Origin of the sequence: Nonomuraea sp. NPDC059023, from assembly GCF_042740095.1 — a bacterium.
Taxonomy (GTDB): Bacteria; Actinomycetota; Actinomycetes; order Streptosporangiales; family Streptosporangiaceae; genus Nonomuraea.
Window position 1 is genome coordinate 16,923 of sequence record NZ_JBHYIO010000047.1, and the last position, 20,872, is coordinate 37,794.

The following is a 20,872-nucleotide window of genomic DNA, read 5'->3' on the forward strand; positions in this document are numbered from 1 at the left end:
TCGAACACCCTCCAGGTGCCGGCGCGCTGACTACCTGACGCGGCTCAGCAGGAGCTGCCGAGCACCCGCCCGTCGAGCATCGAGGCCGCCCGGCAGGAGAAGGTCGCCGGTGGGGACATCACTCCGGACAGCAGAGTGATGGTGGCGGGCCCGGTGCCCGACGGGCCGGTGCATCCGCTGGCCATGATGTTCATGGTGCTGGCCAGCGGGTTGAAGTAGTAGATGCCCCAATCGCAGACGTAGGCCCGTTCGGCGGGCGGCGGCGTGGGTGCTCCCGCCGAGATCGTGGCGGCGGCGAGGGCCGCGATCAGGATCTTCATGGCGTCGCCTCCGGCCGGCAGCCGTCGGCTCCGAGGAAGCCGTTCCAGGAGAAGGCGGTGTGGCAGCGGTAGGTGCCCGCGTCGCGGCCGAACCGGAGCACGACGACGACGTCGGCGCCGCCCCAGCCGTCGCAGGGGTTGGCCGAGATGTGGCCGCCGTTCTGCCCCGGGGTGAGCATGCCGCTGAAGCAGGTGTGGGTGCCCGCGGCGTGGGCGGTTCCGGCGAGGAGCGGCGAGGCGGTGAGGGCCGTCGCGGCCAGGGCGGCGACGGCGGCGCGCCGGAGGAGTGGCACGGTGTTGCCTCCTAGGTATGCTGCGGATTTCGCCCCACACGCTAGGAACGCCGCCCCGCGCCGCCCAGAGGCATGCGTCACCGGTTGGCATGGATTTTTCCCCGTCGACCTCTTATGTCATCACATCTCAGGAATTCGCCCAGGTTCCGCCAGGGGTGACATGGGGTCACCGTCCGTCAGGGCGCCTCCCAACCTCGACCAGCGGGACAGTCGTGATTGGCCCGAGATCTTGGTCTGTGAAGATTCCCGGCAGATCACAGGCAGGGAGGAGCGAGCCATGGTAAAGCCGTGGGTGGCGGTTCTTTGTGCGGCGGCAAGCTTGACCATGGTTTTCGAGGCGAGCGCAGATGCGCGGATCGATCCGGCGACCGCTCTCCAGCGTCAGCTCGTGGACGGCCGGGGAGTAAAGATCGCGCAGTTGCATATCGCTGAGCCCGGCACGTGGAGAACCACCGGTAGCGTGGAGTTCGGCAAGGGAAAAGCTGTCGCAGCCGACGTGGTCTATCGCGACTCCAAGGCGGCGCCCGAGGCCCGGGTCATCAGTTTTCCCGACCGCTGGTACAGGCGTGAATACCCGCGTGACAAGTCGCTGCCGGACGGAAAGACGTGGTTTCTCTTCCCGGCCCCGCCGAACGGTCCCATGCTGGACTGCGGGCCTATCGAATTGAGCCATCCGGCCACGCTGAAGGCCGTGCTGCGGACCGCCACGGTCAAGCGTCCGGCGGGAACGTACGACAAGGTGCGCACCACTCTCTACCAGGGCCGCATCACCCTGGGCGAGCTCTACAAGGCGAACAGCGCCTTCCGGATCCCGCTCGACACCAAACCTGCCGGCAAGTACGCCAAGATCCCGGTGACCTGGCAGATATGGCTCGGCAAGGACCAGCTCGTGCGCCGATGCCGGAGCTCTTACGCCCAGCCGATCATCGCACCTGGTCTGCAGATCGACGAGCGTTTCCCCGTCACCGAGGACATCCGGCTGTCCAGATGGGGCACCGAGACAGACATTCAGCCACCTCCCGATGATCAGGTGACGTCCTACGACGACGTCGACGCGTCAGAGTAGGTAGCCGTCGTCAGCAGGCCGCCGGCCGGATCATTGGAACTCGCGGGACAACGTCCGTAAGGGGTCAGGCGGTATTTCGAAGACCGTGCGTGTGTTGCGCCGAGACCGGATCTACATCACCGCCCAGTTCGTCTTCGATCGCTGGGGACCCGATGTGCGGTGCAAGGCACGATCGAAAGACATCTAGGGCGCTGACGACCTTTCCGCCGTGACGATCGCCTACGAGTGAGCCCGCGCGGACGGCCGGTTGGGCGCAGGAGCGGCGCCCCATGTGCACCGCGCCTTCGGGCAGCAGCATCAGCGCGGCGGCCAGGAGCAGAACGTAGAGACGGGGCCGTCCCATGAGCAAGTCCGGAGTCGCATCGGCTTGCTGTCACGCGGGCTGCTTGGCCACGGCGGCTTCGAGTGGCCGCTCACAGCCCTCGACCGCGCGAGGCGGGCGGCGGTGATCATGCGGATGAGGAGCATGTGCTGCGGGCTCAGATCCTCGCCGCGTTGCGCGAGCACAACAGGTGGCGGGCGCGCGTCCTGCGGGTGGCTTTGGTGGTCGAGGTGTTCGCGCTGGTTCTGATGGCGGCGAGCGCGGCGGTGGTGCTGAGTTCGCTTCTTTGAGGGTGACCGTCTGCGGTGACCCTCAGGTGTCGGCCGCTCCTGCCTGTCCGAGGGTGGCCGCGTGGTGGTCGACTTCGGCCGAGTCTGTCCGAGGGCCTGTTGGACACCTCCTTCACCCGGCTTTGCTCGTACCACGCAGCGGTGATCGAACGGACACCCACCGCGAGCGAGGTGCGGCGAACCGCCCACCGGCCGAGCGCCCCCTCACGCGCCGGCACCTCTCCACACACCGAACACGAGAAGGAGAACTCCCATGCGCACTCAGCTCAAGGCGGCCCTGCTGGCGGCGACCACCGTGCTGGCCCTCGGCCCCGCCGCCACGGCGCTCCCCGCCGCGGCCACCACCGGCACGACGGCAACCGCACGCCAAGCACCGGTGTGCGGCCACTTCACCAACGCGGGAACGGAGTACTACCGCAACTGCGCGAACGTGAGTGAAAGGATCTGGGTGACCAGGCGATTCAGTCAGAACGAGCACTACTGCGTCCAGCCGGGAACGCAGGTGCAACTGGGCAACTTCGCCAACGTCTACGGCGTCTATCACGACGGCTGGAACTGCTGACCTTCAGATCGTTCGGCCCGGCGCTCACGTCTCCGTGATCGCCGGGCCGGTGTCAGTATCGGATCCAGAGCGAGCTGGTCCGGTCGTTCATGCGGTCGCCGACATAGCCCACGTTGGGCCCGTCGCCCCTACCGTCGAACCAGTACGCCCCGTCGCCGTCCAAGCTGTAGCCGTCGTAGATGCTCACCGAACGGCAGTTGCTGTACGTGTAGAAGCCGGAGATCTCGTTGTCCCAGATGAGGTTCGGCCGCAGGCGGTAGCCTGACGAGTCGCAGGGCCCATCCTCCGCCGACACGATGATGCGCGTGAGGTTCGGCGGGTTGTTGTGCGCGTTCCAGAACCACTCCATGAGCAGCACGTCGGGCGCGGCCGCCGCCGTGAAGGCCGGCGAGGCCGGGTCGTCGCTGCACGTCTCCGACTTCACCGGCGAGAAGCCCCCGTCGACCGACTTGCCGACCTCGACGACGCAGAACTTCCCGTCGGGCGCACTGGCTGCCGTGGCGGTCCCGGTCGTGAGACCGGTGATGAGCAGGGCCGAGGCGATCACCGCCAGCAGCCGTCGGGCCCGGGCGGCGCCCTGGCGAGCATTCATGGCATTGCCTCGTAAGCCGCGTTTCACGATTTTCTCCCCTGATCGAATCGCTGTTCGTACCCCCGCCTGTCGCGGTGGCGAAGGCGTTACAGCTCCGATGTAGCACGGGGGAGTTTGATCGGGTTCAGAGCCAGGCGCCCAATCAATCAATGGTGAACAACCTTCGGAATCAGGCCGGTGTTCTGACGAGTCGGCCTCATGTTTGGGTCAGTCTGACCAAAAAATGACTTACCCCTTCAGGTCACGATGACCTTTTGTTACGGTGGGAAGCCTCCTGAGAGGGGCGTGACCTCATGGGGCAACACTTACGACCGCCGGCGGCACCCTGATGCCGGCCTCGTGGACAGCACATTCGCAGGTGCTGCCGCTGCGGGCCGCGAGGCGTGTGGCGGTGGCGGTCCGGCGTTCGGAGCTGGGGCGGCAGGCCGCGGCCGGGCTGCGGCCCAGGGGCATATACGGCATGCTCAGGGAGCGCGCGCCGCTCTCGCTGATTCTCTACGCGGCGGCCCTGGACGGGCGGCTGGTGTGGCGGGGGCCTGAGGCCTTCGCCCTCCTGGAGCCCCCGTACGGCTCCCGCACCCGGGGCCGCCCGGCGGGCCTGAGCAGGATCGCCGATCGGTACTGGGAACTGCTGACGATGATGGTTCCCCCGGCGGCTCTCCTGGGACTGGCCTTGCTTCTGGTGGCGCTGCGTCAGTGGTCCCCGGTGGCGTTGTGGGCGGCCCTTCTGGCGGCCCTGCTGGCGATGCTGCACGTGTGCGTGCTGATGACCGCGATGGTCGTCACGATCTTCGTCCGGTGGGCGGCCGGGCTTCCGCTGCGCCGGGAGCGGGAGTGGCGGGCGGCGGGGGATCTGCGCTTCCTGCACTGGTCCATGCCGCTGTTCCACTGCGCGGACGCCGACGAGGCGCCGATCTTGCTGGAGCGTGCCAAGGAGCGGCTGCGGGACCTGGTCAGGGCTCAGGTGGTGCACGCCACGGAGGACGTGGCGGCGCGGACGCGCACGGTGGAGGTCAACGAACTGCTGTTGTGCCTGCCGGTTGGCGCGACGAGCGCCGCGGCGCGAGACGAGGTGGTCAAGGCGAGCGTGGACGCCGCGGGGCCCGGCGGCACCGGTGTGCGGTTCATGGCCACCGGGTCGCGACCGGCCATCAGGCTGGCCAAGCCGTTCGAGTCGGGGTCGTTTCTCGGCCTGTATCTGATGGGGCTCGTCGTGATCGTGCTGGCCGAGGCGGTGCTGGTGGCGGACGCGGAGCGGGACGCGTGCGGGACGGACTGCGCGGGCCGGCCGGCCGGCTACCCGGAGGCGGTGCGATGGCTGGCCTGGCGGCTGATCGGCGGCAACCCCGCGGACCTGATCCCGGTCACGGCGCAGGCGTGGACGGTGGGCTGGCTGACCACGATCGCCGCGTGGATGGTCCCGCTGATCCTGCTGGTCACGGCCGTGCGGATGGCCGCGGCGCACAAGGAAAGGATGGCGCGATTCGTGGAGAGGATGAATCCTGTGCTGGGCACGACGACAGTTCTCATCATGGTGGCCACTCCGGTGGAGAGACAGGCCGTGCTGGAGGCGATCGGCAAGGTCACGGGTGAGGCGCCGCGGCGCCGTGACCTGCGCTGGCACACCGCGTTCGAGCTGGGGGTGGTGAGCGGCGCCCAGGTGCTGCTCGCGCAGACCCGGCCCGGTTCGACGGAGCCCGGCGCCGCGACGCTCACCGCGCAGTCCCTCATCGACCAGCTCGACCCGGACTACCTGCTTCTCACCGGCATCTGCTACGGCCTGGTGACGAAGAAGCAGAAGCTCGGCGACATCCTGGTCTGCACCCAGCTGCGGGTCATGGATCACAGGAAGATCGCCGAGCCGGCGCTGGGCCGGCCGGTCGAGCGCCTGCGTGGCGATCGGGTCACGCCGTCGGTGACGTTGCTGGACAGGTGCCAGAACGCCCGCCTGACGCAGGAGGGGCCGGCGGTGCACTTCGGTCCGCTGCTGTCGGGCAACGTCCTGCTGGACTCGCCCACCGAACGCCAGCGCATGATCGAGGCCGAGCCGGAGGCGATCGGCGGCGAGATGGAAGGGCTGGGGGTCTACGCGGCGGCGGCCAAGGACAAGGTCGACTGGATCGTCGTGAAGGCCATCGCGGACTGGGGGATGGACAAGGACGACACATGGCAGCCGATCGCCGCCAGGAACGCCGCCGAGTTCATGGTCGACGTGCTGCGGACCGGCGGTCTGGATCATCCACCTATATCACGATAAATCCGGGCAAAATATAGCGCGATAAACGCCCCGTGGCGTATATGGATCTCATTCCGGTAACCGTGGTTGCCAATGCGAATAACTGGCATATTCTACTGATCCTTGGCACGTTCCAAAGGAGGCGATGGGGATGGATCGCCCTAGACTGCCGGGTAATTCCACCGGGTCCCTTCCGGGCCGGCCGGGCGGCTCAGGCCGCCTGGCCGGCGTGGCGATCGCCGCCGTCCTGCTCCTGGCACTCGCCGCCGCCGGAGCGATCTGGTACGTGAACAGCCGCCAGGACACGCTGGCCGAGGCCGCCCTGGCCGGCGCCAGGCAGACGCCGGGCATCGTCTGCCTGGACGTGGCCGGCGACTTCTCCACCTCGATGAACGACAACATCGAGACCAGGGACGAGGCGCTGGCGCTGCTGCGGCCGTTCATGACGCGTGAGATGCGCCCCGACGACCTGCTGACGACGGCCAAGTTCGCCAGTACGGCGGCGCTCACCCTGCCCCCCACCCGCGCCGCGGACCTGGCCGGAGCGGCCGAATCCAATGCCGGCGTCGAACAGAACGACGCCACTTTCCTGGCGCCCGCGATCAAGGCCCTCGATCGCGGCCATCGCCGTGCCCGCGCGAAATGCGAGCGGCGGATTCTGGTCGCGGTCACTGATGGCGAGGTCGCCGACCAGGATTCCGACCTCGTGCCTTTGCTTCAACATTATGACCGCGTCTATTTGGCCATTCCCGACGAGGCGCCCGATTATCGGCCGGCCGAATTCTCGCATGCGCAACGGGCCTCCGTCGTTTCCGAGGGATTCGACGGCGCCGGCGCCCTGAGCCTGCTGTACGGCAAGGCGCTCGCGGCGGCCACCGGCCAGAAACTCATTCGGAAGACCCCGCCTCCCCCTTGAGGAGCTTCCATGGATCAGGAGAACACCTCGGACGTGGCGGCCGCGCTGGCCGCTCTCACTGAGGAGATCAAGCGCGAGCACGACCGCGCCGCCCACCGCGAAGAGATCATCGACCGGCTGCAGGAGGACAACCAGCGGCTCCGCCACGGCCTGCTCCAGGAGGCGCTGGTGCCGATCCGCAGGGGCCTTTTCCGCCTGCACGACCAGGTGAGCCGCGAAGTCGCGAGGCTGCGCGCCGATCCGCAGGCCGACGGTCACCTCGGCGCGCTGATGGCGGCCATCGCCGCGGAAGTGGCCGAGGTACTGGCCCGTACGGGAGTCGAGTTGATGGAGGTCGAGGCCGGCCAGCCGTACGACAGGGAAAGGCATCGCCCGATCGGCGTGGCCGACGGCCCGGACGGCCTCGTGGTGGCGGTGGCGGCGGCCGGTTTCGAGCAGGACGGGCGCATTGTTCGCAAGGCCGACGTGGTGCTCGGCAGGGCGCCGCTCCAGGAGGAGGACAGGTAGATGGCGGTTTACGGAATCGATCTCGGCACCACCTACTCGTGCATCGCGGGCATCAACGAGGCCGGACGGGCCGAGGTGTACCGCAACCAGGACGGAGCGGACACCACGCCCTCCGTGGTCTACTTCGAGACCCCGAACAACATCGTGGTGGGGCAGGCCGCCAAGGACAGCGCCGTCATCGAGCCCAAGCTGGTGGTCAGCCGGATCAAGCGTGACATGGGGCAGGCCGTCCCCCGGCCGATGCACGGCCGCGACTACAGCCCCGAGGAGATCTCGGCGTTCGTGCTGCGCAAGCTGGCCGAGGACGTGGCGGCGGACGTCGGTCAGGCGGTCTCGGACGTCGTCATCACCGTGCCCGCCTACTTCGGCGCGGCCGAGCGCGACGCCACGCGCAAGGCCGGGAAGATCGCCGGGCTCAACGTCATCGACATCATCTCCGAGCCGATCGCCGCCGCGATCACCTACGGCGTGCTCAACCCTTCCGAGGACTGCCACATCCTCGTCTACGACCTCGGCGGCGGCACCTTCGACACCACCGTCATCACCCTGCGCGCCGGCAACATCGAGGTGGTCTGCACGGACGGCGACCACAGCCTCGGCGGGGCGGACTGGGACGACGTCCTGGTGGAGTACCTGGCCGAGCGGTTCCGCCAGGAACACCAGGACGTGAGCGATCCGCTGGAGAGCGACACCACGGAGCAGGACCTGCGCAAGATCGCGGAGGATCTGAAGAAGACGCTCTCCAGCAAGCTCAAGCACACCGCACGCGTCATGCACGAAGGCCGCGTGACCACCGTGGAGCTGACCCGTGAGTCGTTCGAGGCGCTGACCCGGCACCTGCTCGACCGCACCGTCTCCATCACCCACCGCACCATCGCGACCGCGCGGGACAAGGGGGCGGCCTCCTTCGACCACGTGGTTCTGGTCGGCGGCTCCTCCCGGATGCCCGTGGTCGCCGAGACCATCCAGAAGGAACTCGGGATGGAGGCCAAGCCGAAGGACCCGGACCTCGCCGTCGCCAAAGGCGCGGCGCTGTACGCCTTCGAGGAGACCTACCGGCGGCTGATCAGCTCGGGGCGGGAGGCCGAGGCGGAGGCCATGGCCCTGGGGGCGGGCCTGTCCACCACCCAGCAGCAGCAGATCAAGGACCGCACGATCAAGACGGTGGCCTCGCGCTCCTTCGGCATCATCACCACGAACCCGCACAACCGCCAGGACTACGTCGCCCACCTCGTCCACGCCAACGACTCCCTGCCCGCCGCGGTGACCAAGGGTTTCGCCACCCTCGACGACAACCAGGACACCGTGGCCATCCAGGTGATGGAGCAGGCGGGCAGCAGCGAGTCCAGGAACGTCGAGGACAACAACGAGATCGGCGCGGGCGACCTGCGCATCCCGCCCGGCAAGCCGGCCGGCTTCCCCATCGAGGTGACCTTCTCCCTGGACACCTCCGGGCTCCTCCACGTCACCGCCCGGGAGAACGAACGCGGCCAGCAACTCGACCTGGACATCCAGATCGGCGGCATGTCCGAGGAGGAGGCCGCCGCCTCCCGCGACTCCCTGGCCGAGATCAACGTGAGCTGACCCATGCCCTTCGAAGAGAGCGGCTATCTCCGGCAGGTGCTCGAACCCGCCCGCCTGTCGGGTGGCGTGCCCCCGCCCGACCTGCGCGAGCGCTACCAGCTGAACGAGTCCATGAGCGCCGCCGAGGTCACCGCGACCGTACGGCAGGTGCGGCAGTGCTGGCGGCGCTCACGCGGGCAGCTGAAGTACCGCAAGCTGATCGACGCCCTGGAGGCCGAGCACGGCAGCAAGTTCAGCGCGATCTTCCAGGCGGCGGCGGAGGGCGATCTCGGCCCGTTGCGGGCGGAGATCAAGCAGTCGGCTGAGCGGGCCGGAAAGCGCCTGAGCGACCTGCGGCGGCGCCTGGACGACGCCGCGGGAAAGCTGCGCCTGCTGCCTCCTGACGTGGTGGCCGGGATCGCCAGGTCCGTCGGGCTCGGCGAGGAGCAGGCCAGGAGTCAGGCCGGGGAGCTGGGCATCGAGATCCGCGAGCCGGATCAGCTGCCGCAGGCCGCGCCGTACGCCGCCTACGCCAAGGTGCGCGAGGCGCTCGACACGATGAACCAGCCGAACCTGGCCGCGTACGTCTTCGGCGAAGGGGCCGCCGCCATCAAGGTGCTGGGCCCGATGCCGGAGGTCATGAGCAGGGTCGAGCGCCTGGAGCAGGAGGCGCACTCCCGGACGCGCGGGCCGTGGACGGTGAGCGCGGAAACCGTGCTGACCGCGCTGCGTCACGCCACCGGCGCGGCGGACCTGGTGCGCTTCGACGTGATCGCGCGGCTGCGCGAGCGCGTACGCGAGCATCCCTACGACGACACGCTCATGCGGTACGCCACCGGCGAGCTCAGGCTGGACGAGGGAGACGCCAAAGCGCTGATCTTCGCCATCCGCCAGGAGAGCGGTGTCCTGGGCGGGCCGGGGAGCAGGCTGCGCGAGCTGGTCGAGGCGGGCCAGATCCAGGCGGCCGCCGAGTTCGCCGAGGCGCTGCCTGCGGAGGCGCTGGCCGACGAGGCGGCCGAGCTGGCCACGGACGTGCGTGCCCGGCTGGCCAACGCGATCCGCCTCCGGGACGCCGCCCGTGCCGAGCACGATCCGGATCAGGCCTGGATCATGCTGGAGCAAGCTCTCGACCGGGTGCCCGACCTGGCCGGGGCGACGGCCATGCTCGCCGGGCTCGCCCCGCATCCTCCCGGCGACGTGCGGGCGGCCGTCAGCGAACGGGCCGTGGTGATCACCTGGCAGCCGTCCGCGTCCCGCGCGGGGGAGATCGTGTACGAGGTGCTGCGCGACGGCATGACCTGCGCCGAGACCGGACGGGCCAGCGCCCGTGACGAGAACCCGCCGGTGAACAAGCCGGTGACGTACGCGGTCGTGGCCAGGCGCGGGCAGGCCGCCTCCACTCCCGTGGCGGCGCGTCCGCTGGCCGTTCGCCCGGAGCCGGACGAGGTGCGCCTGTCCGGCTCCGACGGCGTCGTCACCGGCAGTTGGCGGTCCCCGGCCGAGGCCGTGCGCGTGGTCGTCACCCGCGACGGCAGGCCGGTTCAGGCCGAGGGCTCGGGCTTCCGCGAGCGCGGGCTGCGCGACGGCGCGACGTATGAGTACGTGATCGCCGCCGTCTACCAGGACGGGCCCAGGCAGGTCACCACGCCCGGCGTGCGCCGCTCGGTCGTCCCGGTGGCCCGCCCCGAGCCGGTCGCGAGCTTCACGCTCGAATCCGCGCCCGGCGCCCCGGGCGAGGTGCTGATCCGCTGCGCGGAGCCGGCGGCCGGGGTGGTGGAGTTCCTGTCGCTGGCGGCCGAGCCGCGCTGGCCGTACGAGACAGAGGTGAGCCTGGAGGAGATCCGGGCGGCGGGCAGGGTGCTGCCCGCCCGGCCCGTGCGTGGCGGGTACGTGGTGCGCCCCGGGGACGGCTCGCAGTTTCTGCTGGCCGTCACCGTCGCGGGTGACCGCGCCGTCGTCGGAGCCTGCCGCGAGCACGTCAACCTGGGCGCGCCCCAGCGGGTGAGCGCCGTCCGCCGCGGGACGGCGGTGCTCATCGGGCTGGAGTGGCCGGCGGACGTCCCGGAGATCGAGGTGCGCTGGAGTTCACGCCGGTTGCTGGTGAGCGCCGCGGCCTACCGCAGCCAGGGCGGCATCCGGCTGGACATACCCGAACAGGAGACGCCCGCCATCGAGCTCGTGCCGACGACCGTCGTGAAGGGGACGCGCGTGCACGGCTCCGCGGTGCCGGCGCCACTCGCCTCGGCTCCGCCGGTCCGCTACGACCTGCGCAGGCAGGGCTGGCCGTGGCGGCGGGAGCTCCAGGTCGAGGTGACCTCCGACGTCCCGGCGCTGCTGGACCGGCTCGTGCTGGTCATCAAGGCGGGGCGGATCCAGCCCGCCTCCGCCGCCGAGGGGCGGGTGATCGGGGAATGGGCGGCCGTCACCACCCCGGCACTGCTGACGGTGGCCTGCCCACGACAGCGCCGGCCGTACTGGCTGCGTTGTTTCGCCGAAGGGCCGGTCGAGCTCGTCGATCCGCCCGTCCGTGTTCTGAAGGCGGGATGAGTCCGTGATCACGTGCCCCTACTGCTTCACCAAGGTGGCCCCCGGCCGCATCGCCTTCCGTTGCCTGGGCGCCAGCGGGCGGGCCAAAGGGTGCGCGCCCCAGCCCGACACGGTGCTCGGCGCGTTCCGCGGCGGCACCGGCGCCCCCGCGCTGCCGCCGGTCTTCAGCGCCAAGCGCGCGGGCCGGCGCGCCACCTGCCCCACCTGTTCCCGCGAGTCGGCCTGGCGGGTCTGCCCGTCCTGCCACAACCGGCTGCCGGCGGAATACTGTGCGAACCCGGGCAAGATCGTCGCGTTGGTAGGCGCCAAGCACGCGGGCAAGAGCACCTACATCGCCGTGCTCGTCCACGAGCTGATGAACAGGGTGGGGGAGGAACTGCACTCCTCGATCGTGCCCTGCGACGACCGCACGATCGAGCGCTACAAACAGGACTTCGCCGGTCCCCTGTACGGTGAGCGGAAACTGCTGCTCAGCACCCAGTCCGCGTCGGCCAGCCCGCGTGACCCGCTGGTCTACCTGTTCACCCGCACGGTGGGGCGGATGCGGCGGCGTACGGTATCACTGACCTTGGTGTTGTTCGACACCGCGGGCGAGGACCTGCGCCAGCGCGAGATGAGCGAGTTGCACCTGCGCTATCTCAGCGCCGCCGACGCCGTCATCTTCCTGCTCGATCCCCTGGAGCTGCCGGGCGCCCACGCCGCGCTCACCGGCGCGGCCAGGGCGCGCTCGGGCACGCTCGCGAGCGACCTGATGAGCGACCAGATGGACGTGGTGGCTCGGGTGACGGAGCTGCTGCGCGGCAAGAGCGGAAAGCTGACGATCCCGGCGGCGGTCGCCCTCAGCAAGATCGACGAACTGCGGGAGTCCATGGAACACCAGTCGGCCCTCCACCGCGCCCGCGAGCCGATCGGCGCCCTCGACCTGGACGACAGGGACGCGGTCGACGAGCAGGTCCGATCGTTGCTGCACCAGTGGGAGGCCGGAATGATCGACCGCTACCTGGAGCAGCACTACACCACCTACGCGTTGTTCGGCCTGTCGGCACTCGGCTCCGTGCCGGAGGGCGAGGCCGTCGCCCGCAGCGGCATCCGGCCGTACCGGGTCGAGGACCCGTTGCTGTGGCTGTTGTACCGCTTCAAAATGCTCAACGGCGTCCGGAGGTAGCCCCATGGCCTGGCAACTCCACTACACCTCGGCAGAGAACGGGCCGTCAGGACGGGCCGGGTTCCAGATCGTCGCCCGCAGCCCGGGTTTCCCTCCCGAGCTCGACGCGCAGGTCACCCCGTACTTCACCTATCGCCCTCCGCCCACCACCCCGACCGCGCCCACCGGCGAGGAGATCGCGGCCATGCCCATCGCCATGTCCTACGGCCCGGCCGGCGACCACCTCACCCTGACCCGCTGCGCCTACCTCGGGCAGGACTACTCGGGCCGCTACGGCAACTTCCTCGGCCAGGCCGTCGTGGCCGACGAGGTCGAGCTGGTGGGGGTGCGGCCCGTCGAGTTCTGGCAGGCTCCCCTGTGGGACGGGCGGCCCGCGCCATCGGGCGCCGAGCTGCCCCACCTGGACGACCTGCTACCGGGCACGGCGCTGGACCCCGAGTCGCTGGGGGAGTGGCTGAGCGAGCACGGCGGGTTCGCCTACGAGTGGCTCGGCGTCCTTCTGGAGCTGGTACGGCGCAGCCTCGCCACCGGCCACGGCCGGATCGTCCTGGTACACCCCGACGCCGGCGAGATCGTCCGATGGATCGCGGTGATCTCCTACTCGCTGCCCTGGGAGACGGTGCTGCGCCTGTCGTTCGTCACCTACAGCGGCGATCCGGCCGCCAACGCCCAGCTCATCATCGGCACCACGCCGGACGTGTGGATCCCCGCGGACCTGGACGCCACCGTGCTCAAGCTGACCGGGCCGCCCGAGCCGATCGAGGCCGGCCGCTTCTCCACGACGATGCGCGAGTTGTGGCGCGCCGCCGACTTCGGCGGGATCGACGAGCTCGCGGACTTCGGCCCGGCCGATCCGGAAACGGCGGCGGCCGTGGTCGCGCTCTGCCTGGCGGGCGCCACCCTGTCGGCCGAGGAGCAGGCGGCGGTGGCCGCACTGGCCGCGAACGGCCTTCCCGAGTGGGTGTGGCCGTTGCTGGGTCAGCGGGCCGATCTGCTCGATCACCCGCTCGCCCGGACGGTCGCGTCCCACGGGCCCGCGGAGGCGGCGGCTCCGTGCGCGGCCCGCTGCGCCGTCCTGGCGTTGCGCGAGCCGGGGCTGCCGCCGCCGGGCCCGCTGACCGAGGCGTTCCGCCATCGGGTGAGCGAGGTGGCGCGGGCCGAGCTGAGGGCCTCGCGCGACCTCGCGCACGTGGTCGGTGTGCTGCGGGTGGCCAGGGAGTGCGCGTTGTCCCTGCCCGGCGCGGAGGTGGAGGTGGCGGTCGCCGGGCTGGCCCGGATGGGGGTACACGACGGGCAGGCGCTGCTGGAACGCGTGCCGATCGCCTGGTACGAAGCGGTCTTCGCCGGGCTGCTCGCGGGGCTGGAGGCAGCTCCTCGCCATACGCGTGAGGCGGCGCTGACGCCGGAGTTCTGCCGGGATCTGGCGGGCCGGGATCTGAGCGCGGCCCCATCGCTCGCTGCGGCCGTGCTGGCCTGGCAGGTGAGCGCGGGCGAGCTGGACCGGGCCGAGGCGAGCGTGCGGATCCTGTCCCTGCCCGGTGACGGGCAGTCGGCGGAGCGGGAGGCGTCGCTGGCCGCGATCTGGCGGGCCGAGCCCACCGCCGCCGAACTGCACGGGCTGCTGCAGACCCTGGGCAAGCGGCTGGAGGACTTCTACACGCTGGCCGAGCTGCCCGGACGCTTCTTCGTACACGCCGGGCTGAAGGACAAGGACGTCAGGGAGGTCGCCGCCCTGACCGCGCGGGCCGGGCTGCGCGGCAGCACCGCCGACGACGCCAGCGCGGTGCTGCTGGCCGTGGGGATGGCCGCGGAAAGGCCCCTCGCCCGCCTGCTCGACGACGTCGAACGGCTCGGCGAGCTGTCCGTTTACGCGCCGCTGCGGGAGCAGGTGTTGAAGCGGGCCGCCAAGGAGCTGGCGAGGTGCTCGACCGAGCTCCGGATCGAGGTGCTGCGGCGCGGCTCCGACCGGGCCAGGCACTGGCTGCTCGACATCTGGCTCAACCCCAAGGCCGGGCGCGAGGAACAGGCCGCCCTGCTGGAGATGGCCATCCGCCTGCACCGGCACAAGCTGGTGATCGGCGTCCTGGAGGAGTGGGCGCGAGCGCTGGTCAACAGCCGCTCCCTCGGGCCGCTGGAGAGCCGGTTCAAAGCCGATCGCGAACTGTGGGCGGGGGTGCAGCGCCTCGTCGAGCCGCGCCGCCGCAGGCTCCTCCCCTGGGTAGGTCCCTGATGTGGGGATTCCTCTTCCTGGCCGCCTTCTGGCTGGCGGCCGTCATGCTGGCCGTCTTCGTGGCGGTCATGATCTTCCCGGTCGTCCTGCTGGCCGGTACGGTGACCGCCGTCGGCATCCATCTGATGCACGTGCACGCCACCCTCTTCCCCGACCATGCCGGCGGTCCCTCGCCGGTGACGCTGCCCGACGGCAGGCCCGGTCGCGACCCCGCGTACCGGCACTATCTGGTCGGCCAGGTGTGGAAGGACTGGCGGGTGATCGTGCGCGGGACCACGCCACGGGTCGTCGCGCGGGCCGAGAAGGCGGTGAACGCCGCCACCCGCGTACTGGTCGGCGGGGAGCAGGCCTGGTTCCTGTTCCCGCTCTGGATCGGCGTCGTCGCCGGGATCGTGGCGGCCTTCGTGCCCGCCGGGGTGATCGCCCTGTTCGTCGTCGCGATGTACCTCGTGGCGATCGTGCTCGGCCTTCTGGGCTGGCTGGCCTGCGTGGCGGTCCTGCGCGCTCTGGAGCAGGTCTTCATGGTGGTCCGCCGCATCCTGCAGACCTGCCCCTATCCGGGCTGCTACGCGCGGTTCACCCTGCCGGTGTACGCCTGCTCCACCTGCGGGGCACGGCACGCGCGGCTGACGCCCGACACCAACGGCGCCGCCCGGCACGTGTGCCGGTGCGGGACCCGCCTGCCGACGACCATCCTGCTCGGCCGCTACCGCCTCCAGGCGTTCTGCCCGATGTGTGACCGGCAGCTGCCCACCAGGGTCGGCCGGGTCAGGATCGAGCCGCTGCCCTTCGCCGGAGGGCCGGACGCGGGCAAGACGACGTTCATGGCGCTGGCCGTGGACGCCATGCACAGCGCGGTGAACACCGCCGGAGGCAGCGTGCTGTTCGCCCAGAAGAGCGACGAGCAGGCCTTCAGAAACCTGCGGAGGGAGCTGGCTTCGGGCCGGGTCAGCAAGACCCTGCCCGATCTGCCCAAGGCGGTGATGCTGGACGTGGCCCTGCCCGGAAGGACGGGCGGCAAGCGCATTCTCTACCTGTTCGACCCCTCGGGCGAGCACTACACCGGCGCCAGCAAGATCGAGGAAATGCGCTACCTCTCGCACGGCGAGGCGCTCATTCTGATCATCGATCCGTTCGCGCTGCCGGAGGTCCAGGACCACCTTCTGGAGAGCGAACGTCAGGCGCTCACCGCCAAGGGCGTCATGTTGTCGAGAGAAGACCCGGCCGACACCTTCAACCGGCTGCGCAACGAACTGGCCGGCCGCGCCGACGGCGGCAAGCAGCGCCGGGTCGCGGTCGTCCTCACCAAGGCCGACCTGCTGAAGCAGACCACCTCCGGCCGCGGGGTCGAAGAGGTGCGGAAGTGGCTCACGCTCATGGGGCTCGGCAACCTGGTCCGTGAACTCGACCACCAGGGCGCCCAGGTCCGCTACCTGTCCTCGGGGCTGCCGCCGGAGCCGGGCCGGATCGCCGAGATGCTCGGCTGGCTGACCGGTCTGCGGCTCAGCGCCGACCTCGGTGACGCCTCCGCCCAGGAGCTGACCACGGGGGACGCCCGCCGTCCCTGGGACGTCAGACCGCGCCAGGAGGGCCGGCCGCCGCTCAGCTACCTCGTCTTCCGCCGCGCCCTCGCCGTCGCCACGATCGTCGCCTCGATGCTGATGGTGATCGTCTTCAGCCTCCAGCTCCTGGCGCAGTGGCTTCCGAGCAGCAGGCCGGTACGGCTGGGCAGCACGTCGGCCGGCGAGACGGGTACACCGACCCCGATCACCAAGGCGATGGCGGGACGGTGGAGCGGAACCGTCCACCAGGGTTCTGGGCGGTATCGGGTGCGGCTCACCCTCACCAGGGGCGCGCTGCCTGGAAGCCGGGCGGGCACCATCACCTACCTCAGACTCGGCTGCTCCGGCACCCTCACCCGCGAACCCGACCGGGGCGTGACCGGCCAGATCGTGGTGCGCGAGAACATCACCGACGACCCGAAGAACACCTGCGTCCGCATCGGATGGATCGTGCTGGAGCGCGACTCGGACGGACTCGACTACCGCTGGTACCGCACCGCCGACCTGACGACTTCGGAAGCCACCGCCACCCTGGCGAAGTAGACATCGCGCGTCGTGGCCGCGCAGACCGCCGTCTCCAACAGCGGCCTGCGACGGCTATTTAGCGGGCTAAAGTGGCTGAATGTCGACTACTTGCGTGCCCCAGGGACAGAAGCGGTCGCCGGACAGCGTGCCGTTTTCCACATCGGACGGTTTGCCGTCGCAAAGTTCCATCGATATGTCGACGAACTCCAGGTCACCGGGATCCAGGTGCCAGCTCCACCCGACATTGACGTCGGTCCCCGGCAGAATTTTTCCATTGATGTGCTGACGATTTCCTTGGCCGGACATGTTGCGGTACGCCGCATCGACGTCGTTGGCGTCGACGAGGCGCACGCGGAAGCTCTCCCCGCCCGTGTTGATGGTCGCCACGTACTGCGCGGCCGCGGTTCCGGCCTGAACCGGGCTGCCGGCGGCGATGAGCCCGACGGCGCTGACCGCGACTGCGGCGGCCATGCGAACAGCGTTGAACATGGATTCTCCAATCTTCTGGCTCGGCAGTGAGTAAAGGGATATCGCCCGTCCATCTAACGATGAGATTTACTGGTTGTGAATGCTCGCGAGCATGACAAAGATCACAACACTCAGCGGGTTTGTAAAAACACGGAATGTGCCTGACCTGTTTCAGGGGGCGCGTTTCCGGAATTCTCCGGCTTGTTGCTGCGCGTGCGGCAGGTCAGGGGCGGGTGATGGCCACGGCGTCGTAGGGCGTGGCCGGCGTCGGCTTTGTCGTGAAGCGGGCGTTGGGGAGGTACAGCCGGGACCTGAACGCGGCCACGGTCGTCGGGATGTCGAATCGGGGACTGCCCACCCGGCGCACGACGCGGCCGTCGGTGCCCGCCGCGTTCACGCGCAGTGTGGTCAGGCGGCTGCGCTTGTTCGTGACCCCGTTCTCCACCGCGTACAGGGTCCGGCCGCGCAGCAGCAGGCCGTCCCCGTCGGGCAGGGACTGGCCGTGCAGGTTCACCCGGCGGGTCTTGCCGGACGGGTGGACGCGGAACAGCCCGCCGGTGTTCGACTGGACCACGAGCAGGCCCCGGCCGTCCGGTGTCTCGGTGATGCCGTTGGCGTTGAAGCCCTTGCCGTACTTCAGATCTCCGGTGAGCCGGATCCGTTCCGCGTCCGCGGGCAGTTGTTCGCCGCGCAGCGGCAGCTTGTAGAGCACCGGGTTGGTGGAGTCGGTGAACCACGCGGCGTCCCGGGTGAGGACGACGTCGTTGACGAACGCCGGGCCCGTGGCCAGCCGGTAGGAGGCCAGCACCCGGCCGGTCCGGGTGTCGATGACGCGGGCGTCGCCGGCCGTGCCGCCGGCGACGAACAACCGTCCGTGCTCGTCGGTCTTCATCCCGAGGGCCGGCCTGCCGGAACCTCGGCTAATGATCTTGCCGTGTCCGGTGCGCAGGTCTGCGCGGTAAATGGAGCCGTCGGCCATGGAGCCGATGAACGCGTACGGTCCGGGACCGATGGCGATGCCTTCGGGCCGGAAGCCGTCGGGCAGGGACAGGGAGGTTGGATATTTCGTCGTCGCTCCGGCGGGGCCGCCGACGGTGATGACCAGTGGGAGTGTGGCGAGAAGCGCACCCAGGACCCTGATCGATCGCATCATGTGCTGCCTTCCTGGTTTCGCGCACGCTCTCTCGAGCGCTGTTGTACGGGTGATGAGTCGCGGCGATGCCGTGGCTCGCCCGACCCACGTTAAAGATCCGATAGGTACCGTTCGGTACCTTACGCACCATGAGTACCTTTGACCGGCCGGGTGACGTCTTCCTGGCGGACTGCCCGGCCCGGCTCGCCGTCGAGATCCTCAGCGACAAATGGTCGGTCGTGATCGTCTACGCCCTCGGCAACGGCCCGCGCCGCCATGGCGAGCTCAAGGCCCTCATCGGCGGCGTCAGCACCAAAATGCTCACCCAGACCTTGCGCAGGCTTCAGCACCACGGGCTGGTGCGCCGCGAGGCGTTCGCCGAGGCGCCGCCGCGGGTCGAGTACACGCTCACCGACCTGGGGAAATCGGCACTGGAACCGGTCGACGCACTGTGCCGCTGGGCCGAACAGAACGGCGACGCCGTACTGGATGCCCAGGAAAGCGAGGTGCCCGGTTCCCCCTGCATGTCGATCTCCGCGCGCTGCCGGCGCGGGTGGCGGGACCGCCCGGGTTAGAATACGATCGTACCGATACGAGTGTATTCAACAGCGGAGCTACACCAGTGCCCAAGAAGGTCGATCACGGGGAACGGCGCCGCCACATCGCGGCGGCCCTCCTGCGGGTCATCGAGAGGGAGGGCATGGAGGCGGTCAGCGTGCGGACCGTGGCGGCCGAGGCCCGATGCTCCGTGGGCGCCATCCAGCGCCACTTCACCAGCAAGGACGAGATGCTGCGATTCGCGCTCGCCGAGGTGATCGAGGCCTCCGGTGAACGGCTGCGCCACCTCCCCCTGACCACGGACGGCCGGCGCTTCCCCGAGATGCTGCGCACGGTGATCCTCGCGGTCCTTCCGCTGGACGCGGCCCGTCGTGGTGAGGCCCTGGTCTGGGCCGCCTTCTACGCGCAGGCGGCGGCCCGCCCCGACTTCGCCGCGGCCATCGCGGAAGTGACCAGGGAGTCGCGGGGCCTCCTGCTCGTGGCGTTGCGGCTGGCCGAGGAGTGCGGACGGCTGCGTCCAGGCCAGGACCACGAGGCGCTGGCCCAGTTGATCATGGCGGTCATGGACGGGCTGATGTGGGCGATTCTCGTGGACCCGGACGGCGTACGCGGCAGGCACCTGGACGCGGTGGACGCCACGGTCGCTCTGCTGTGCACGGAAGACGAGGAAGGGAACCGATGAGAGTCCTGATCTGTGGCGCGGGCATCGCCGGGCTGGCCCTGGCCGGGCTGCTGGAGCGCGACGGGCACGAGGTGGTCGTCGTCGAGCGTGCTCCGGCGCCCCACGGAGCCGGGTACATGCTCGACTGCCAGGGGCCCGGGTTCGACGCCGCCGAGAGCATGGGGCTGCTGCCCGAACTGCGCGCGCGGGCCTTCACCCTGTCGGAGCTCGTCCATCACGACGACGAGGGGACCGTGACCGGTCGGTACATCGACGACCGGCCCGGCGCCGACCGGATTCTGTCGATGATGCGGGGTGAGCTGGAAGACGTTCTGTACCGGTCGATGCAGACCCGGGTCCGCTTCGGCCGTACCGTGCACTCCTACCACGACGTTGGCGACGGTCTCGCCGTGACACTGAGCGACGGCGGCGTGGAGCGCGCCGACCTGCTCGTCGGCGCGGACGGCATCCACTCGCGGATCAGGACGCTGACCTTCGGCGCGGCCGGGCACACCCTGCTCGACCTGGGCTTCCACACCGCCGCCTACGTCTTCGACGACCCCGAGACCGCCCGCGCCCTGGGCAACGACCTGCACATGCTGGAGGCGCCCGGTCAGCAGGTCGGCGCCTATCCCGCGCACGACGGGCGGGTCGCGACCCTGTTCACGCACCGCACCGCGCCGGGCGCGCCCCTGCCCGCCGACCCGCGTGCCGAACTGCGCAAGGTGTACGGCGGGCGCGGCTGGCTCGTGCCACGGCTCCTGGACAACTGCCCCGCGCGGCCGTACTACGACCGCGTGGCCCAGATCGACCTGCCGGCCTGGAGCCGGGGCAGGGTGACGCTGGTGGGCGACGCCTGCCAGGCGATGTCCCTGCTCACCGGGCAGGGCGCGGGAATGGCGCTGGCCGCCGCCCACGCCCTGGCCGGCGAGCTACGGGCGGGCGGCGACCTGGAGGCGGCGCTGGCCCGGTACGAGCGGACGGTCAAGCCGGTGGCCGTGCGCGTACAGGCAGAAGGGCGCGCGACGGCCGAGGAGTTCGTCCCAGCCGCATAAGGCCCCAAACCAAGATCACCGTGATGTTTGTTGCCGCCGTCGACCATACGCGGCAACCCGCGCCCGCTGTCGGCAATTCAGGGCCACGGTGGTCAGGGGCCCGTCCCGAGGAGCAGGAAGCCCTCGAAGGCGACCGGTAGGCGGTTGCCGCGCCTATTGAGGGCTCGCTTACATCCCTACACCGGCTGGCTCAACCTCCTGTGAGCTCGGCACTACCAGCACCTTCATCCCACTCGCCGTTCTCACCAACGGTCTGGTCAGATCAGCCGAAGACCCCAACATCAAGGAGAAACCCTGAACCG

19 protein-coding genes are annotated in these 20,872 nt (G+C 70.0%); 14 read left to right on the forward strand and 5 right to left on the reverse strand.

Going from position 1 to position 20,872, the window contains the following annotated elements:
• Window positions 1-44 precede the first annotated feature (44 nt).
• Both ACFWYW_RS49970 and ACFWYW_RS49975 read right to left on the reverse strand, forming a co-directional pair.
• Window positions 45-320 (reverse strand): hypothetical protein, encoded by a 276-nt coding sequence (locus ACFWYW_RS49970; RefSeq protein ID WP_379610929.1) that lies wholly within the window; start codon window positions 318-320, stop codon window positions 45-47.
• A complete protein-coding gene (locus ACFWYW_RS49975) occupies window positions 317-613 on the reverse strand; it encodes a hypothetical protein (protein WP_379610930.1) in 297 nt (98 codons plus the stop codon). The genes ACFWYW_RS49970 and ACFWYW_RS49975 overlap by 4 nt, the downstream gene beginning before the upstream one ends.
• A gap of 277 nt (window positions 614-890) precedes the next feature.
• Between ACFWYW_RS49975 and ACFWYW_RS49980 the strand changes: the two genes are divergently transcribed.
• From ACFWYW_RS49980 to ACFWYW_RS49990, 3 genes are all read left to right on the forward strand, one after another.
• A complete protein-coding gene (locus tag ACFWYW_RS49980; RefSeq protein WP_379610931.1) occupies window positions 891-1,679 on the forward strand; it encodes a hypothetical protein in 789 nt (262 codons plus the stop codon).
• 468 nt (window positions 1,680-2,147) lie between these two features.
• Complete coding sequence (locus ACFWYW_RS49985; protein WP_379610932.1) at window positions 2,148-2,291, forward strand: hypothetical protein; 144 nt, start codon at window positions 2,148-2,150, stop codon at window positions 2,289-2,291.
• A gap of 253 nt (window positions 2,292-2,544) precedes the next feature.
• Window positions 2,545-2,853, forward strand: a complete 309-nt coding sequence (locus ACFWYW_RS49990; RefSeq protein WP_379610933.1) for a DUF6355 family natural product biosynthesis protein — start codon at window positions 2,545-2,547, stop codon at window positions 2,851-2,853.
• 52 nt (window positions 2,854-2,905) lie between these two features.
• Here ACFWYW_RS49990 and ACFWYW_RS49995 read toward each other — a convergent pair whose 3' ends face one another.
• On the reverse strand, window positions 2,906-3,445 hold the full coding sequence (locus ACFWYW_RS49995) for a hypothetical protein (protein WP_379610934.1): 540 nt from the start codon (window positions 3,443-3,445) through the stop codon (window positions 2,906-2,908).
• A 391-nt stretch (window positions 3,446-3,836) separates the two neighbouring features.
• Between ACFWYW_RS49995 and ACFWYW_RS50000 the strand changes: the two genes are divergently transcribed.
• The 8 genes from ACFWYW_RS50000 to ACFWYW_RS50035 all read left to right on the forward strand — a co-directional run bounded on the left by ACFWYW_RS50000 (window position 3,837) and on the right by ACFWYW_RS50035 (window position 16,714).
• Window positions 3,837-5,702, forward strand: coding sequence for a hypothetical protein (locus tag ACFWYW_RS50000; RefSeq protein WP_379610935.1), 1,866 nt, complete (start codon window positions 3,837-3,839; stop codon window positions 5,700-5,702).
• A 208-nt stretch (window positions 5,703-5,910) separates the two neighbouring features.
• Complete coding sequence (locus ACFWYW_RS50005; protein WP_379610936.1) at window positions 5,911-6,597, forward strand: hypothetical protein; 687 nt, start codon at window positions 5,911-5,913, stop codon at window positions 6,595-6,597.
• A gap of 9 nt (window positions 6,598-6,606) precedes the next feature.
• Window positions 6,607-7,104, forward strand: a complete 498-nt coding sequence (gene grpE / locus ACFWYW_RS50010) for a nucleotide exchange factor GrpE (protein WP_379610937.1) — start codon at window positions 6,607-6,609, stop codon at window positions 7,102-7,104.
• The gene (locus ACFWYW_RS50015; protein WP_379610938.1) at window positions 7,105-8,688 is read left to right on the forward strand and encodes an Hsp70 family protein; all 1,584 of its coding nucleotides are present in this window, start codon (window positions 7,105-7,107) and stop codon (window positions 8,686-8,688) included.
• Window positions 8,689-8,691: 3 nt separating this feature from the next.
• A complete protein-coding gene (locus ACFWYW_RS50020; protein WP_379610939.1) occupies window positions 8,692-11,214 on the forward strand; it encodes a hypothetical protein in 2,523 nt (840 codons plus the stop codon).
• A gap of 4 nt (window positions 11,215-11,218) precedes the next feature.
• A complete protein-coding gene (locus ACFWYW_RS50025) occupies window positions 11,219-12,379 on the forward strand; it encodes a hypothetical protein (protein WP_379610940.1) in 1,161 nt (386 codons plus the stop codon).
• A gap of 4 nt (window positions 12,380-12,383) precedes the next feature.
• A complete protein-coding gene (locus ACFWYW_RS50030) occupies window positions 12,384-14,609 on the forward strand; it encodes a hypothetical protein (RefSeq protein WP_379610941.1) in 2,226 nt (741 codons plus the stop codon).
• A complete protein-coding gene (locus tag ACFWYW_RS50035; RefSeq protein WP_379610942.1) occupies window positions 14,609-16,714 on the forward strand; it encodes a hypothetical protein in 2,106 nt (701 codons plus the stop codon). Before ACFWYW_RS50030 ends, ACFWYW_RS50035 begins: the two co-directional genes overlap by 1 nt.
• Before the next feature lie 66 nt (window positions 16,715-16,780).
• Here ACFWYW_RS50035 and ACFWYW_RS50040 read toward each other — a convergent pair whose 3' ends face one another.
• Window positions 16,781-17,185, reverse strand: a complete 405-nt coding sequence (locus ACFWYW_RS50040; protein ID WP_379610943.1) for a hypothetical protein — start codon at window positions 17,183-17,185, stop codon at window positions 16,781-16,783.
• A 202-nt stretch (window positions 17,186-17,387) separates the two neighbouring features.
• On the reverse strand, window positions 17,388-18,317 hold the full coding sequence (locus ACFWYW_RS50045) for an SMP-30/gluconolactonase/LRE family protein (protein WP_379610944.1): 930 nt from the start codon (window positions 18,315-18,317) through the stop codon (window positions 17,388-17,390).
• A gap of 128 nt (window positions 18,318-18,445) precedes the next feature.
• Here ACFWYW_RS50045 and ACFWYW_RS50050 point away from each other — a divergent pair, with 128 nt between their 5' ends.
• Genes ACFWYW_RS50050 through ACFWYW_RS50060 form a run of 3 tightly spaced genes read left to right on the forward strand, consistent with a single transcriptional unit; the run spans window position 18,446 to window position 20,570 of the window.
• Entirely contained in the window at window positions 18,446-18,871 is a 426-nt protein-coding gene (locus tag ACFWYW_RS50050; RefSeq protein WP_379610945.1) for a winged helix-turn-helix transcriptional regulator, read from the forward strand.
• 47 nt (window positions 18,872-18,918) lie between these two features.
• On the forward strand, window positions 18,919-19,536 hold the full coding sequence (locus tag ACFWYW_RS50055) for a TetR/AcrR family transcriptional regulator (RefSeq protein WP_379610947.1): 618 nt from the start codon (window positions 18,919-18,921) through the stop codon (window positions 19,534-19,536).
• Window positions 19,533-20,570, forward strand: coding sequence for an FAD-dependent monooxygenase (locus ACFWYW_RS50060; RefSeq protein WP_379610949.1), 1,038 nt, complete (start codon window positions 19,533-19,535; stop codon window positions 20,568-20,570). Before ACFWYW_RS50055 ends, ACFWYW_RS50060 begins: the two co-directional genes overlap by 4 nt.
• Window positions 20,571-20,872: the final 302 nt, after the last annotated feature.